This window comes from Stenotrophomonas sp. Ste96, from assembly GCF_024519495.1.
Taxonomy (GTDB): Bacteria; Pseudomonadota; Gammaproteobacteria; order Xanthomonadales; family Xanthomonadaceae; genus Stenotrophomonas; species Stenotrophomonas bentonitica_A.
The window spans coordinates 100929-115375 of the sequence record NZ_JALJRX010000008.1 but is presented as its reverse complement, the minus strand read 5'-3'; the positions used below and the strand labels follow the sequence as shown (position 1 = coordinate 115375).

Sequence of the window (14447 nt, the reverse complement as noted above, 5' to 3'; positions counted from 1 at the left end):
GCAAGAAGCCACTCTGGAGTTACCCCCATGAACCAACCCGCGCGTCGCAATCCCGTCGCCAGCTTCTTCATCGGGCTGTGGGATGTGATGAACTTTACCCGCCGGCTGATCCTCAACCTGGTGTTCTTCGGCCTGCTGTTCCTGATCCTGATCCTGTTCATCGTCGCGATGGGCAAGAGCGCGACCTCCAAGGCCTCGCTGCAGGACCGCACGACCCTGGTGATCGCACCGGAAGGCCGGCTGGTCGAGCAGTTCAGCGCCGATCCGGTCAGCCGCGCGCTGGGCAAGGCAGTGGGTGACAAGGGCGCCGATGAGATCCAGCTGCGCGATCTGATCCGCGCGCTGGAGGCGGCAAAGACCGACAAGAAGATCGAGCGCGTGGTGCTGGAGCTGGACAAGCTGCAGCCGAGCGGCTTCGCTTCCATGCGCGAAGTGACCGTCGCGCTGCAGGAGCTGCGCGCCGCCGGCAAGCAGGTGGTGGCCTTCAGCGAGAACATGAGCCAGTCGCAGTACCTGCTCGCTTCGCAGGCCGATGAGGTCTACCTGGACCCGATGGGCGGCGTGGTGCTCGAGGGCCTGGGCCGCTACCGCCAGTACTTCCGCACCGGCCTGCAGGACAAGCTGGGCGTGGACGTGCACCTGTTCAAGGTGGGCGAGTACAAGTCGGCCGCCGAGCCGTATGTGCTCGATGCCGCCTCGCCGCAGGCCAAGGAAGCCGATCTGTTCTGGATGAACGATGTGTGGCAGCGCTACCTGGCCGACATCGCCAAGGCACGCAAGCTCGATCCGGCACAGCTGGCCGCCGGCATCGACACCATGCCCGAAGGGATCGCTGCCGCCGGTGGCGACCTGGCCAAGTTCGCCCTGCAGCAGAAGCTGGTGGACGGCCTGAAGACGCGCGAGGAAGTGGACACCCTGCTGACCGAGCGTGGCATCGCCGACGATGACGCCGACGGTGGCTACCGCAACGTCAATCTCGACGCCTACCTGAGCGTGCTGGATGGCCGTCGCTCGCCGGTGGATTCGCGTCCGCAGGTGGCGGTGATCGTGGCGTCCGGTGAAATCTCCGGTGGCGATCTGCCGGCCGGCCGCATCGGTGGCGAGTCGACCTCGGCGCTGCTGCGCGAAGCGCGCGACGACAAGGACGTGAAGGCCGTGGTGCTGCGCGTGAGCTCGCCGGGTGGTGAAGTGTTCGCCTCCGAACAGATCCGCCGCGAAGTGGTCGCGCTGAAGGAAGCCGGCAAGCCGGTGGTGGTCTCGATGGGCGACCTGGCTGCCTCGGGCGGCTACTGGATCAGCATGAACGCTGATCGCATCTACGCCGATCCCTCCACGATCACCGGTTCCATCGGCATCTTCGGCATGATCCCGAACGTGGCGCGCTCGCTGGACAAGATCGGCGTGCATACCGACGGCGTGGGCACCACCCGTTTCGCCGGTGCGTTCGACATCACCCGCCCGATGGATCCGGCCGTGGGCCAGGTGATCCAGTCGGTGATCAACAAGGGCTACGCCGATTTCACCGGCAAGGTCGCCGCCGCGCGCAACAAGCCGGTGGAAGCGGTCGATGAAGTCGCCCGCGGCCGGGTGTGGAGCGGTGCGCAGGCCAAGGAACGCGGCCTGGTGGATGACTTCGGTGGCTTGAAGGCCGCGGTGGCCGATGCCGCCAGCCGTGCCAAGCTCGGCGACGCCGGCAAGTTCCGCGTGCGTTACATCGAGAAGGCGGCCACGCCGTTCGCGCAGTTCCTCAGCGGCTTCGCCAGCAGCCATGCCGGTGCCTGGATGCTGGGCGAATCGGGCATGGCCCGGCTGATGCTGGCCCGTTCGATGCCGGAGCTGGACACCCAGCTGCGCTTTGTCGAAGAGGCCGCGCGTGACCCGCGCAACAACGCCGCGCCGGTCAAGACGCTGGTGTACTGCTTCTGCGGGCTGTAAGCGGCTTCAGCGGTGCTGTGTGACACCCGAACGCCCGGCCTGTGCCGGGCGTTCTGCCATCCGGCCGATGGGGTCAGGGGCTGGGCGGTGGCGCATCGCCGGTAGCGCGGTCCACCTCGGCGGCTTGAGCGTCGGCGGTCTTCTGCAACGTATCACCCACGCCCTTGGCGCGGTCGATCGGATCGTGGATCGCATCGCGCAGTGCGGTCGCCTGCGGTTCCGGCGGCGTGTCCGGTGCCGGGGGCACCGGCCGGTTGCAGGCGCTCAGCGCGAGCATCGCGAGCAGCGGCAGGGCAGTACGGATCGTCATGGCAACCTCCCTCGGTGAGCCGGTGGCAGAGGACCAGTGTCCCACCGCCTCGCGCCCCGCGCGTGATGGCGCCCGGCGTGCCGGCCATCGCGCGTTATCCTATCCGCGCAGCACGACCGGTGCCGCATTCCATGGATTACCGCAGGAGAAGCACGTGAGCGCGCAACGTTGGCGACTGGATGGACAGACCGCATTGATCACCGGCGCCAGCGCCGGCATCGGCTTGGCGATCGCGCGCGAACTGCTGGGCTTCGGTGCGGACCTGCTGATCGTGGGCCGTGATGCCGATGCGCTGGAGATGGCGCGCGACGAGCTCGCCGATGCCTTCCCGGACCGTGAGATCCACGGCCTGGCCGCCGACGTCTCCGATGATGAAGATCGCCGCGAGATCCTGGACTGGGTGGAAGACCACAGCGATGGGCTGCACATCCTGGTCAACAATGCCGGCGGCAACATCAGCAAGCCGGCCACCGAATACACCGAGGACGAATGGCGCGGGATCTTCGAGACCAACCTGTTCTCGGCCTTCGAGCTGTCGCGCTACGCGCACCCGCTGCTGGCGCGGCATGCGGCTTCGGCCATCGTCAACGTCGGCAGCGTCTCCGGCCTGACCCACGTACGCAGCGGCGCGGTGTATGGAATGACCAAGGCCGCCATGCACCAGATGACCCGCAACCTGGCCGTGGAGTGGGCCGAGGATGGCATCCGCGTCAACGCGGTGGCGCCGTGGTACATCCGCACCCGGCGGACCTCAGGGCCGTTGTCGGATCCGGATTACTACGAGCAGGTGATCGACCGCACCCCGATGCGGCGCATCGGCGAGCCGGAAGAAGTCGCTGCCGCCGTCGGCTTCCTGTGCCTGCCGGCCTCCAGCTACGTCACTGGTGAGTGCATCGCGGTGGATGGCGGGTTCCTGCGCTACGGGTTCTGAGCCGCCAGCGGCCGGCACTACCGATCACACAGTGCGTGGCAGCTCACGGGGTGCGCGGCAGCACGCGGTCATGGCGCACGGTCAATCCCGTCACGACGCGGGCAAGCCGGGTCACGGGACCGGGCAATCGCTGTCGGCCAGCACCGCTTCCAGGCGCGCGCGTTCGGCGGTTGCAGCGGCCTGATTCTCCGGCGCAGCAAAGCGCTCGCGGCCGCGCGCGTCGCGGAAGCGCTGCTGCCAGCTGCTGCAGCGCTGCGCCTCGGCCACCGGCTCGCAGGCATCGCGGACCACTTCGCAGCTGGCCGCATTGCCTGGTGCCTGGCTGCCACCCAGCCCGGTCAGGGCCAGCGATTCGCACCGTGACGGGGCCGGTTCGCGCTCATGCAGGTAACGAACACCTTCTGCGGAGACGCATTGGTAAATGTCCGGCAGCGGCGGCTTGGGCGGCCCTGCAGCGTCGTGCTCGGCCACCGGCGGTTCCGGGCGCGGGGCTGCACTGTCGAGCAGGCCGCTTTCCTCATCGCCCGCCTGCGGCAGCGGTGGCATGGTGTGCGCGGTGGTGGGCACGGACGGCGCTGCCTCGGCCACGGCGGCGCCACGCACCGGCGCGCTGATCCGCTGGATGCGCTGTTCGCTGCCGGCGGGACAGGCCACGCTCTGGATGGTGAGGTTGCCGCCTGCATCGGTGCAGCGGAAGAACACCGCCTCGTCTGCCGCAGCGGGCAAGGACACGAACAGCAGGGGCAGCAGGAACCGTCGTTTCATCGCATCAGTGTAGAGCGCAGCGCGCTCAGTGGCCGCCGCAGTCCTGGTCCAGGCGTGCATCGATCCCGCGCTGCTCGCGGGTCAGCGCGTCGCGCTCGCTCTGCAGCGCACTGTTGTAGCGGCGGATCAGGTCCCAGCGCCGGTCTTTCAACCGCGAGCAGACCTCCTGCGCGGGCAGGGCATGACATTCATCGCGCACCAGCACGTTGCCGGCCGGTACCACCACGCTGTTCCCCACGCCCGGGTACGGATAGCCACCGCCTTCCCACTGCGAGCTGCCACCGCCGATGTTGATGCTGCCGCCGACCCGTGAGCCGCCGCCACTGACGGAGAGCGAGCCTGCACTGCTGCGCACCGGGCCGCTGCCCATCGGCATGATCGGTGGCAACGGCCGTGAGGGTGGATGGCTGCCCGAGGGCGGCCGCGGGCCAGGCGGATACGGCAGATAGGCCTCGGTCCAGATCGGCACCCAGCGCGGATTGCCTTCATTGCTGTCGCTGACGTAGCTGTCGCCCTCGCTGGTGGTGCATTCGTACATCGGCTGCGGCGGCTGCACGTGCACGTAACGCACCTCGCGGTCCGGCGCGCGCGGTGCAGGCGTCGGCTCGGGCGCGCGGTTGCTGCGAACGACCTGCGGGGCCGGGTCGCGTGGGCGCTGCAGGTCGCGGACCTGCTGTCGGCCCTCGCGGCACGGCGCGTCCTGCAGCGAGACGGCGCCGTTGCTGCCGACGCAGCGATAGATGCGTACGTTGTCGTTCTGCGCCGCAGCGGGCAGCACAGGGCCCACCAGTGCGAGCAGGGCCAACCACAGGGCAGGGCGCAGGGTCATGCAGCCAGTGTGCGGGTTTGCCTGCCTGCGCGCAAAAGGCGGCTCAGCTGCGCAACACCTGGCCGCTGAGCGCATCGCGGATCGGCGTGGGCTGTGCCAGGCCACCGGTCTGGCCATCGATCAGGCCATCGAGCAGGGCCAGCAGGCGCGGGTCCAGCTCGGCACGCGTGCGTGCCGGCGGCTCGCCGGCAAGGTTGGCACTGGTGGAGACCAGTGGCCCGCCCCAGGCACGGCAGAGCGCGGCGACCAGCGGGTGGGCGCTGATCCGTACGGCGATGCCGCTGTGTTCGCCGGTGATCCAGCGCGGCGCGCGAACGCCGGCGGGCAGGATCCAGGTATTGGCACCGGGCCAGCTGGCCAGCACTGCGCTTTGGCGGTCCAAGGGCAGGACCTCCATCCGCACCCACCCTTCCAGCTGGGCCGGATCGGCGGCGACGAGGATCATGCCTTTTTCGACCGGCCGCTGCTTGAGCTGCAGCAGCTTCATCACGGCCGCCTCGTGCGCGGGGTCGCAGCCCAGGCCCCAGACCGCTTCGGTGGGATAGGCGATCACCCCGCCAGCGCGCAGCACGGGCAGGGCAGTGTCCACAGTGAGTTCGTTCATGGCAGGCGGGCCGGATGCATGGCCCGCATTATCCTCCCGCCGTGGCGGGAGGGGTCAACCCGGCCGCAGGCAGGTTCACGTGACGTGACCTGCCCAAGGGGGTCAGGAGGCCTTTTTGACGGCCTTCTTCACCGCTTTCTTGGCCACCTTCTTGGTCGCCTTCTTCGCCGTGGCTTTCTTGGCGACCTTCTTCACCGCCTTCTTGGTGGCGGTCTTCTTGGTCGCTTCACCGGCAGCGGCTTTCTTGGCCGGTGCCTTCTTGGCCACGACCTTCTTGGCGGCCTTCTTGCCGAAGCCCTTGCGCACCGGCTTGCCGGTTTCTTCCATCAGCTTCTGCACCTCGGCCAGGGTCAGCGACGCCGGCTCCCGATCCTTCGGGATCTTGCCGTTCATCTTGCCGTCGCTGATGTACGGGCCGAAGCGACCGTTCAGCACCTGGATCTCGCTGCCCTCGAATTCCTTGATGATCCGGTTGCGCGCGATCTCTTCCTTCTCTTCGATCAGGAACACGGCGCGGGCCAGGTCGATCGTGTACGGGTCGTCTTCCTTCTTCAGCGAGGCATAGGTGCTGCCGCGCTTGGCAAACGGACCGAAGCGACCGATGCCGACGCTGACGTCCTCATCCTTGTCCTGGCCGAGCGCACGCGGCATCAGGAACAGCTCCAGCGCGTCTTCCAGGGAGATGGTGTGCATCGACTGGCCGGGGCGCAGCGAGGCGAACTTGGGCTTGTCCTCGGCATCTTCGGCGGTGCTGCCGATCGCCGCGTAGGGCCCGAAGCGGCCCAGGCGCACGCTGACCGGCTTGCCGGTCTTGGGGTCGGTGCCGAGCTCGCGCGCGCCACTGGCCTCGGCGCGGTCGACCGATTCGTTCTTCTCGCCGACCAGCTTGTGGAACGGTTCCCAGAAGCGCGCCATCAGCGGGATCCAGTCTTCCTCGCCACGCGACACCGCATCGAGCTCATCTTCGAGCTTGGCGGTGAAGTCGTAATCCACGTACTGGGTGAAATGGCTGGACAGGAACTTGGAGACCGCGCGGCCCACGTCGGACGGGCGGAAGCTGCGGCCTTCCATCTCCACGTACTTGCGGAACAGCAGGGTCTGGATGATCGAGGCGTAGGTCGACGGACGGCCGATGCCATATTCTTCGAGCGCCTTGACCAGCGCCGCTTCGGTGAAGCGCGGCGGCGGCTGGGTGAAGTGCTGTTCGGCCAGGATGCGCTCGAGTGGCACGCGGTCGCCGGGCTTCATCGCCGGCAGCTTGCGGCCTTCATCGTCGTCCTCGGCACTCTTGTTGTCCTTGCCTTCTTCGTACACGGCCAGGAAGCCGGGCACGACCACGGTGGTGCCGCTGGCGCGGAACACGTGCTCGCTGCCGGCCGACAGGTCCACGCTGACGGTATTGAGCGTGGCCGGAATCATCTGGCAGGCGACGGCGCGTTTCCAGATCAGCTCGTACAGCTTGCGCTCGTCGTCGGTGAGGAAGCGTGCCACCTGGGCAGGGGTACGCAGCGCCGAGGTCGGACGCACGGCTTCGTGCGCTTCCTGGGCGTTCTTGGATTTGGTCTGGTAGGTGTTGGGCTGGTCCGGCAGCGAGGCGATGCCGAAGTCGCGCGCGATCACGTCGCGGATCTCGGCCAGCGCGTCCTGGGAGAGGTTCACCGAGTCGGTACGCATGTACGAGATCAGGCCGACCGTGCCTTCTTCCTCACCGATCGCCACGCCTTCATACAGCTTCTGCGCGACCTGCATGGTCTTGCGCGTGGTGAAGCCGAGCTTGCGCGACGCTTCCTGCTGCAGGGTGGAGGTGGTGAACGGCGGGGCCGGGCGGCGCTTGCGCTCCTTGCTGACCACGTCGGTGACGTGCAGGGCGCCCTGGGCGGCCTGCTGGATGCGCATGCGCGCGGCCTCGGCGGTGTCGCCGTCGGTCACGGTGAACTGTTCGAACTTCTGGCCGTCCAGCTTGATCAGGCGCGCATTGAAGTGCTGGGAGGGATGCGCGCACAGCGCGTCGATGCTCCAGTACTCGCGGGCGATGAAGGCTTCGATCTCTTCTTCGCGCTCGACGATCATGCGCAGTGCCGGGCTCTGCACACGGCCGGCGGACAGGCCGCGCTGCACCTTGCGCCACAGCACCGGGGACAGGTTGAAACCGACCAGATAGTCCAGCGCGCGGCGTGCCTGCTGCGCATCGACCAGGTCGCCGGCGATCTCGCGCGGGTGGCCCATCGCTTCCTTGATGGCGCGCGGGGTGATCTCGGTGAAGACCACGCGCTGCATCGGCTTGTCCTTGACCAGGCCGCGCTCGCGCAGGATTTCAGCGATGTGCCAGCTGATCGCTTCCCCCTCGCGATCCGGATCGGTCGCCAGGAAGATGTCATCGGCGCCCTTGGCGGCCTTGACGATGGCATCGACGTGCTTTTCGTTCTTCTCGATGAGGTCGTAGCGCATCGCGAAGTTGTTGTCGGGGTCGACCGCACCTTCCTTGGGCACCAGGTCGCGCACATGCCCATACGAGGCCAGGACGGTGAAGTCCTTGCCGAGGTATTTGTTGATCGTCTTGGCCTTGGCGGGCGATTCGACGATGAGCAGGTGCTTGGGCATGGCGTCAGGATTCTATGGGCAGGGCCCCGGGGAGGGCCGCTAGGGTGGAGCAAATGGCCGCATTAGTGAAGCGGCGCGGGCGATATACATAAACCGAACGCCCGGGGGTGGGCCGGGCGTTCAGCTTTCTGCCTATTAGTGGAATCACGCCGGGCCGGCTCATGTCAAGCGGCCCGGTGTGAGGATTGCCCGGATCAGGACATCGATGCGATCACGCCGATCATGGCGATCATCACGCCGAACAGGGCCACCATGGCCAGCGCGGCGAGCACCAGGATCACGATGGTGACCGTGCCCAGGCCGCGCTGCTGCAGCTCGGGATGCTCGGTGAAGGCCCACTTGTCGACCACCAGGGTGTCGCACATCATGTCGTGCAGGGCCTGCTTGCGCTCGGTGAAGGCCGCCATGATGAAACCGATCATCAGGATCAGGCTGCTGACGATGGTCGCCAGGTAGCGGCAGAACGCGCGCAGGAAGCTGATCCGCTCGCCGTTGCCGCGCACGACCTTGATGCCGACGGCCATCTTGCCCAGCGTGGCGCCGCCGCGCGAGGCGTGGAAGCCGGCGTAGTAGCCGATGCTGATGACCATGCTGAGCAGCATCACCACCAGGGTCAGCGCGACCTGCACGCTTTCGTTGCCCGAGCCGGCACCCGTCAGGTTGATGATCATGCTCAGCGGCAGGGTGACCACGGTGAGCAGGATGTAATCAATGAAGTAGGCGGCGTAGCGTTTCCAGAACCCGGCATAGACCACGTCCTGGCCGTTGACCACCGCGGCGTTGGCGTAGCCGGTGGCCGCGGCCGGCGCGGTGTACGGCGAGTACGTGCCGCCGCCGGTGCCGGGCAGCGGGGCGGTGCCGTTGTCGATGGCGGTGTAATCCCCGCGCAGGTCGATGCCGCTGCCGAGGTTGCTGGCCGCAGAGGCCAGGTTCTGCAGCTGCAGCTCTTCGACGGCCTCGGCCAGGGGCGCCCACTGCGCGAACCCTCCCCGCCACACCAGCGTGGCCAGGGTGATGTCACCGCGCTGGAAGCGCTGGCGCATGTCGTCTGCGCTCAACGGACCCTGTCGGTCCTGGCCATCGGCGAAATACCACTCAGTCATTGCTTCAATCCCCTGTTGGGTGCATCCATGGACGTGTGTCCGTTATCAGCCGCGGCATTCCTGCGGCAGGTACTTGTCATCGGGCTCGCCGCTGCATTCCCAATGATCGGCGCCGTTGTAGTCCAACCACAGCAGCTTCCCATCCAGCGCGGCGTTGCCGGGCACGGTGAGCTGGGCTTCCACGCCGCAGTGGCCGTTGTTGAAACGGCCGATCCGCACGGTGCTGATCGCACCGTCGGCATAGCCTTCGGCCGGCTGGAAACCTTCGTCGTCGTTCACCGGGCAGCGGCCGTGCTCGCTGTGGAACCCGGCGACCGCGACCTTGATCGGGGCCAGCGTCGCCAGTGCGTCGCTGGCCTTGGATCGCGCGACGTACTCCTGGTAGACAGGCAGGGCGATCGCGGCAAGCACTGCACCGACGATCAGCACCAGCACCACGATCACGGCCGCGACAATGCCCACGATCGCGCATCCGCTCAGTCCCTTGCGGGGCGGCGGAACTGTGATGGGGGTCGGGGTGGCGGGGTGCACGGGTGCGCCGGGCGCGCTGGGGGCGACCGCCGCGGCCGGCAGTGACGGCGGCACTGCCGGGCCGGGTGCGGGCGCTGCCAGCGTTTCGGCCGCCGGCGCGAGGTCCAGCCCGATCTCGGCGGCCACGGTTTCCAGCGGCTGCCACTGGGCCATGCCGTCGCGCCAGACCAGCGTATCGCGCCCGATGCGGCTGGAACGGTAGAGCGCGATCAGCTCGTCAGCAGGCAGCGGACCGCGCTGCTGACTGTTTCCTTCTGCAAAGAACCACTGGTCCACCGGCCCGCTCCTGAATGCGCAAGGCGCTCAGTGTAAGGTCAGTGAAGCGGTTCCGGCTCGTCCACGAACATCTGGGTTTCCATCCAGGCGTAGGCAGCCTCTGCCCCGGGCTGGTTGAACAGCACCATCAGCACGACCCACTTGAGGTCGTCCAGGTCCAGTTCGTCCTGGTCCAGCGCCATCGCACGGTCCAATACCAGCTCGCGCTGGCTGGCGTCGAGAATCCCGTGCTGCTCCAGGAACATCAGGAAACCGCGGCTTTCCACGTCCAGCTTGTCCAGCTCGGGGCCATGGAAGATCCGCACCGGGCCGTTGACACGGCCCAGCACGACGGCCGGGCGCTGCTCGGCGAGCGCGTCCAGCCAATCGAAGGCTTTGTTGATCTCGGTGGGGCTGAAGCCGGCCTGGATCAGGCCGTTCTGGAGGGAGTCGCGGTCGCGGATGAGGTCCGCGTCTTCGCTGAAATAGTGTTCGAACAGGTACAGCAGGACATCCAGAATGCTCTCTTTCATTGCCCCTCGGCCTGCGTCAACGACGCTGTGGAGGTGAAGAAACTAGGGTTTTCGACAGTAGCGACCATGGGCGGCCATTACCTTTCCATCCAGTTCCATGACCAGCAGCATGGCCGACAGCTGGGCCGCCGTCAATCCGCTGCGCTGGATCAGTGAATCCATACCCGTTGGGTCGTGATCCAGGGCTTTCCACAAGCACTGGTAGTCCGGGTCGGTGTAGGAAGGGGCGCGCTCGGGCGCCGGTCGTGCCTGTTCAGTGGGGGCGTCCAATCGGGTTCGCAAGGCCCCGGCCAGGGTCTGGGCCAGGGCGGTCAGGCCGGCGGTCACCTCCGCCGGCTCCTCGACCAGCGCCGCACCCTGCCGGATCAGCCGGTGGCAGCCGCGGGCCCGTGGGTTGCGGATCGAGCCGGGCAGGGCGAACACCTCGCGGCCCGCCTCGGCGGCGCAGCGGGCCGTGATCAGGGCCCCCGAGCGCTGGGCGGCCTCGATGACCAGGGTGCCCAGGCTGAGGCCGGCGATGATGCGGTTGCGTGCGGGGAAATGCGCCTGGCTCGCCGGCATCCCGGGCGCGTATTCGCTGACCACCGCGCCGGTGGCGGCAATCCGTTCATGCAGGGCGGCATGCCGGGGCGGGTAGGTCTGGTCCAGACCGGTGGCCACCACGGCCACGGTCATGCCCGCGGCGACCTGCAGGGCGCCCTCGTGGGCCTGGGCATCGACCCCGGTCGCCAGGCCGCTGATGATCGACCAGCCATCGCCGGCCAGCGCGGTGGCGAAGGCGCGCGCGTGCTCGCGGCCGCCGGGGGAGGGCGAGCGGCTGCCGACCACCGCCACCGCCGGATGCCACAGGCGCGTCGGGTCTCCGTCCACGAACAACGCCACGGGCGGTTCCTCGATCTGGGCCAGCAGCGCCGGGTAATCGGGATCGGTGAGGGCCAGCAGGTGGTGGCGTTCGTCTGCCAGCCAGGCCAGGCCGTGGGCCAGGTAGCCTTCGTCCGGCAAGGCCAGGCGGGCGCGTTGCGCGGGGCTGCATCCGGCGGCGCGCCAGGCGCCCGGACCGGCGCGCAGCGCCGCGGCCGCATCCCGGAACTGGCGCAGCAGGCGCAGGCGGGGCGGCAGGGCGCCTCCGGCGAGGACGACGGTGAGCAGGGCGGTGGAGGAGGCAGGGCAGCAGATGGGCATCCGCTTACCCTGAGGCGCAAACGACGACGGCGCCCTAGGGCGCCGTCGGAGGGCAGGGTAGGATTCCGCCGCGCTTACTGCTTATCGGGATGCAGTGCCGAATAGCCGACGTGGACCGGCTTCACGCCTTCCATCACCAGCGCGTAGCTGACGTTCTCGAAGGTGCGGAACACCATCGCGTGGGCGGCGTACTCGTCCGGCAGGGTGACCCGGCCGGCACCGCTGGTCAGCGAATCGTCCATCCGCGACGAGTTCGGGTAGTCCATCCGGTGGGCGACGTGACGGCCCTGGCGCCACAGCGAGAACACGGTGCCGTTGTCGACCCCGTTGGCGCTGCCGGCGGAGATCGCGATCACATCGCGCGGACCGCCCGAGGTGAAGGTGTCGGCCACCGCCAGGACGCGCACATCCAGATCAGCGGTCTGCGGGGCGGGCACGTGCGGCACGAACTGCAGATCGTACGGGCGGGCTTCGACCGGCACCAGGCGATCACCGGCGCGCACTTCGCGGCCGTCGACCTGGCCCTGCAGCACCAGCGAGGTCACCTCGACATCGCCGCTCTGCACGCGGCTCACCGTGCCGACGTTGATCTGGGCCAGTTCGTAGCCCAGCGTCTGGTGGCGCTTGCTGGGCACGATGAAGGCTTTCCAGACATTGCCGCTGCCGGGCGTGGTGTCGCCGCGGGCGTTGAGGTCTTCGGTCGGCTTGGGCAGGGCGTACTGCACGGTCGGGCGGACCACCGCGTAGCGCTGGCCGACCTGGGCGTTCTCCAGGCCCCGCACATAGGCGGTCTGCCCGGTGGTGGCACGCAGGCGGTTGTCTTCCAGGTTGACCACATACGGGAGCGACTTGACCTCGTCGACCACGCTCAGCTGCTTCAGGAACGGCTCGACCTGCTCCAGTGGAACGCCGTTGATCGGGGCCTCCTGGCGCGGGCCGGGCTGGGCCACGACGCGGTCCAGATAGGCCAGGCTGAGCACGTCACCCGGGTAGATCAGGTGTGGATTGCTGACCTGCGGGTTGGCCTGCCAGATCTCCGGCCACAGCCAGGGCTTCTGCAGGAAGCGCGCCGAGATATCCCACAGCGTGTCCCCTTTGCGCACGACATAGGTATCCGGGTGCCCGCCATTCATTTCCACGGCGGTAGCATAGGTAGCAACGGTCAGCATCGCCACGGCGACGACCGTACGAGTTCGTTCAAACATAGATGTGGTGCCTGATTCCCCAACAGGTTCGCGCACTATAGTCCAGAAACCGGGGCGCGGGGCAAGCGTTGGCGATAGAATCGCCCTGTACGCCGCTTCGACCGGCGCCCCCTACCGGTATTTGCCATGGCCCTCCTGCCCATTCTCGAATTTCCCGATCCGCGCCTGCGTACCAAGGCTGCGTTGATCGATGCCGCCGACGTGACCACGCCAGCGTTCCAGACCCTGATCGACGACATGTTCCAGACCATGTACGACGCCCCGGGCATCGGCCTGGCCGCCAGCCAGGTGGACGTGCACAAGCGCTTCATGGTGATCGATGTCAGTGAGGAGAAGGACACCCCGATGGTGTTCATCAATCCTGAAATCGTCGCCAACGAAGGCGGCCAGGTCTACCAGGAAGGCTGCCTGTCGGTGCCGGGCATCTTTGCCGATGTCACCCGCGCCAACCAGATCACCGTGCGTTACCTGGACCGCCATGGCGTGGCCCAGGAACTGACCACCGACGGCGTGCTTGCCGTGTGCGTGCAGCACGAGATGGACCACCTGGACGGCAAGCTGTTCATTGATTACCTCTCCCCGCTCAAGCGCGAGATGGTGCGCAAGAAGCTGGCCAAGCAGCGCAAGCACGTTGCCTGAGGTGAGGGCAGAGACCGCCGCGCGGGCTGACCGCGCGACGGGTCCTGTTGCGCGGCGCCGGACACCGGCGCCGTTTTACTTTCTGTTAGTGGGGTCGCCATGAAGATTGTCTTTGCCGGTACGCCGGAGTTCGCCGTGTCCTCGCTGCGTGCCGCCGCCCGCCACCATGAAGTGGTCGCGGTGTACACGCAGCCCGATCGCCCGGCCGGCCGTGGCCGTGGCCTGGCACCGTCGCCGGTCAAGCTCGAAGCGATCGCGCGCGGCATCCCGGTGTTCCAGCCGGAAAGCCTGAAGACCCCCGAAGCGCAGCAGCAGCTGCGCGATCTGGCGCCGGACCTGATGGTCGTGGTGGCCTACGGGCTGATCCTGCCCAAGGCGGTGCTGACCATCCCGACCCACGGGTGCTGGAACGTGCACGCCTCGCTGCTGCCGCGCTGGCGCGGTGCCGCGCCGATCCAGCGTGCGATCCAGGCGGGCGACGCCGAGACCGGCGTGTGCCTGATGCAGATGGAGGCGGGACTGGATACCGGCCCGGTGCTGCTCAAGCAGCACATCGCGATCGGTGCCAACGATACCGGCGGCCAGTTGCACGACCGCCTGGCCGAGCTGGGCGCGCAGGTGCTCTCCGACGGCCTGGGCCTGCTGCGCGCGGGCATCAAGCCGATCGCCCAGCCGCAGCCCGAGGCGGGCGTGACCTACGCGCACAAGCTGGACAAGGCCGAGGCCCGTCTGGACTGGGCGCAGGATGCCCACGCGCTGGCCCGTACCGTACGCGCGTTCAACCCGTGGCCGATCGCCGAGGCGATGCTGGCCGGCGAGCGTGTGCGCATCCATGGTGCGATCGCGCTGGATGACAACCAGGGCAAGGCCCCGGGTACGTTGCTGGCGGCCTCGCGCGAGGGCATCGACATCGCCTGCGGCCAGGGTGCGCTGCGCCTGCGCGTGCTGCAGCGTGAGGGCGGCAAGGCGATCACCGCCGCCGATTACCTCAACGCCCGCCGCGACCTCGGCGTGGGTGCCTGAG

14 protein-coding genes are annotated in these 14447 nt (G+C 68.0%); 4 read left to right on the top strand and 10 right to left on the bottom strand.

The window, feature by feature from the left end:
* The first annotated feature begins 27 nt into the window (after nt 1-27).
* Nucleotides 28-1935, top strand: coding sequence for a signal peptide peptidase SppA (sppA, locus tag OC373_RS16990; protein WP_261998150.1), 1908 nt, complete (start codon nt 28-30; stop codon nt 1933-1935).
* 73 nt (nt 1936-2008) lie between these two features.
* Here the strand turns inward: sppA and OC373_RS16985 are convergent, their stop codons facing one another.
* The gene (locus OC373_RS16985) at nt 2009-2245 is read right to left on the bottom strand and encodes a hypothetical protein (RefSeq protein WP_019183575.1); all 237 of its coding nucleotides are present in this window, start codon (nt 2243-2245) and stop codon (nt 2009-2011) included.
* Between the two features lie 154 nt (nt 2246-2399).
* Here OC373_RS16985 and OC373_RS16980 point away from each other — a divergent pair, with 154 nt between their 5' ends.
* Entirely contained in the window at nt 2400-3176 is a 777-nt protein-coding gene (locus OC373_RS16980; RefSeq protein WP_019183576.1) for an SDR family oxidoreductase, read from the top strand.
* A 111-nt stretch (nt 3177-3287) separates the two neighbouring features.
* On the opposite strand, the gene OC373_RS16975 is transcribed toward OC373_RS16980, so the two are convergent.
* The 9 genes from OC373_RS16975 to OC373_RS16935 form a co-directional block, all read right to left on the bottom strand.
* Nucleotides 3288-3941 (bottom strand): DUF4124 domain-containing protein, encoded by a 654-nt coding sequence (locus OC373_RS16975; protein ID WP_261998149.1) that lies wholly within the window; start codon nt 3939-3941, stop codon nt 3288-3290.
* Nucleotides 3942-3966: 25 nt separating this feature from the next.
* On the bottom strand, nt 3967-4770 hold the full coding sequence (locus OC373_RS16970; RefSeq protein WP_261998148.1) for a DUF4124 domain-containing protein: 804 nt from the start codon (nt 4768-4770) through the stop codon (nt 3967-3969).
* A gap of 43 nt (nt 4771-4813) precedes the next feature.
* Entirely contained in the window at nt 4814-5374 is a 561-nt protein-coding gene (locus tag OC373_RS16965; RefSeq protein WP_261998147.1) for a Sua5/YciO/YrdC/YwlC family protein, read from the bottom strand.
* A gap of 102 nt (nt 5375-5476) precedes the next feature.
* Complete coding sequence (locus OC373_RS16960) at nt 5477-7975, bottom strand: DNA topoisomerase I (protein ID WP_046272835.1); 2499 nt, start codon at nt 7973-7975, stop codon at nt 5477-5479.
* A gap of 194 nt (nt 7976-8169) precedes the next feature.
* Nucleotides 8170-9078: an RDD family protein gene (locus OC373_RS16955; protein WP_261998146.1), complete on the bottom strand. Its 909-nt coding sequence runs from the start codon at nt 9076-9078 to the stop codon at nt 8170-8172.
* Nucleotides 9079-9123: 45 nt separating this feature from the next.
* Nucleotides 9124-9885 carry a pilin gene (locus OC373_RS16950; RefSeq protein ID WP_261998145.1) on the bottom strand — a complete coding sequence of 254 codons (762 nt, stop codon included), beginning with the start codon at nt 9883-9885 and terminating at the stop codon, nt 9124-9126.
* 38 nt (nt 9886-9923) lie between these two features.
* Nucleotides 9924-10397 (bottom strand): DUF494 family protein, encoded by a 474-nt coding sequence (locus OC373_RS16945; RefSeq protein WP_019183583.1) that lies wholly within the window; start codon nt 10395-10397, stop codon nt 9924-9926.
* A gap of 42 nt (nt 10398-10439) precedes the next feature.
* Complete coding sequence (dprA, locus tag OC373_RS16940; protein WP_261998144.1) at nt 10440-11579, bottom strand: DNA-processing protein DprA; 1140 nt, start codon at nt 11577-11579, stop codon at nt 10440-10442.
* 74 nt (nt 11580-11653) lie between these two features.
* Nucleotides 11654-12784 (bottom strand): LysM peptidoglycan-binding domain-containing protein, encoded by a 1131-nt coding sequence (locus OC373_RS16935; RefSeq protein WP_261998143.1) that lies wholly within the window; start codon nt 12782-12784, stop codon nt 11654-11656.
* Nucleotides 12785-12910: 126 nt separating this feature from the next.
* Between OC373_RS16935 and def the strand changes: the two genes are divergently transcribed.
* Nucleotides 12911-13423 (top strand): peptide deformylase, encoded by a 513-nt coding sequence (gene def / locus OC373_RS16930; RefSeq protein WP_019183586.1) that lies wholly within the window; start codon nt 12911-12913, stop codon nt 13421-13423.
* Between the two features lie 99 nt (nt 13424-13522).
* Complete coding sequence (gene fmt / locus OC373_RS16925; RefSeq protein WP_019183587.1) at nt 13523-14446, top strand: methionyl-tRNA formyltransferase; 924 nt, start codon at nt 13523-13525, stop codon at nt 14444-14446.
* Nucleotide 14447: the final 1 nt, after the last annotated feature.

Bases quoted from the DNA above. Each gene is read 5' to 3' on its own strand.
- OC373_RS16935 (WP_261998143.1), bottom strand. From the start codon at position 12,784: ATGTTTGAACGAACTCGTACGGTCGTCGCCGTGGCGATGCTGACCGTT.
- OC373_RS16985 (WP_019183575.1), bottom strand. From the start codon at position 2,245: ATGACGATCCGTACTGCCCTGCCGCTGCTCGCGATGCTCGCGCTGAGC.
- def (WP_019183586.1), top strand. From the start codon at position 12,911: ATGGCCCTCCTGCCCATTCTCGAATTTCCCGATCCGCGCCTGCGTACC.
- OC373_RS16955 (WP_261998146.1), bottom strand. From the start codon at position 9,078: ATGACTGAGTGGTATTTCGCCGATGGCCAGGACCGACAGGGTCCGTTG.
- fmt (WP_019183587.1), top strand. From the start codon at position 13,523: ATGAAGATTGTCTTTGCCGGTACGCCGGAGTTCGCCGTGTCCTCGCTG.
- OC373_RS16960 (WP_046272835.1), bottom strand. From the start codon at position 7,975: ATGCCCAAGCACCTGCTCATCGTCGAATCGCCCGCCAAGGCCAAGACG.
- sppA (WP_261998150.1), top strand. From the start codon at position 28: ATGAACCAACCCGCGCGTCGCAATCCCGTCGCCAGCTTCTTCATCGGG.
- OC373_RS16965 (WP_261998147.1), bottom strand. From the start codon at position 5,374: ATGAACGAACTCACTGTGGACACTGCCCTGCCCGTGCTGCGCGCTGGC.
- dprA (WP_261998144.1), bottom strand. From the start codon at position 11,579: ATGCCCATCTGCTGCCCTGCCTCCTCCACCGCCCTGCTCACCGTCGTC.
- OC373_RS16945 (WP_019183583.1), bottom strand. From the start codon at position 10,397: ATGAAAGAGAGCATTCTGGATGTCCTGCTGTACCTGTTCGAACACTAT.
- OC373_RS16975 (WP_261998149.1), bottom strand. From the start codon at position 3,941: ATGAAACGACGGTTCCTGCTGCCCCTGCTGTTCGTGTCCTTGCCCGCT.
- OC373_RS16970 (WP_261998148.1), bottom strand. From the start codon at position 4,770: ATGACCCTGCGCCCTGCCCTGTGGTTGGCCCTGCTCGCACTGGTGGGC.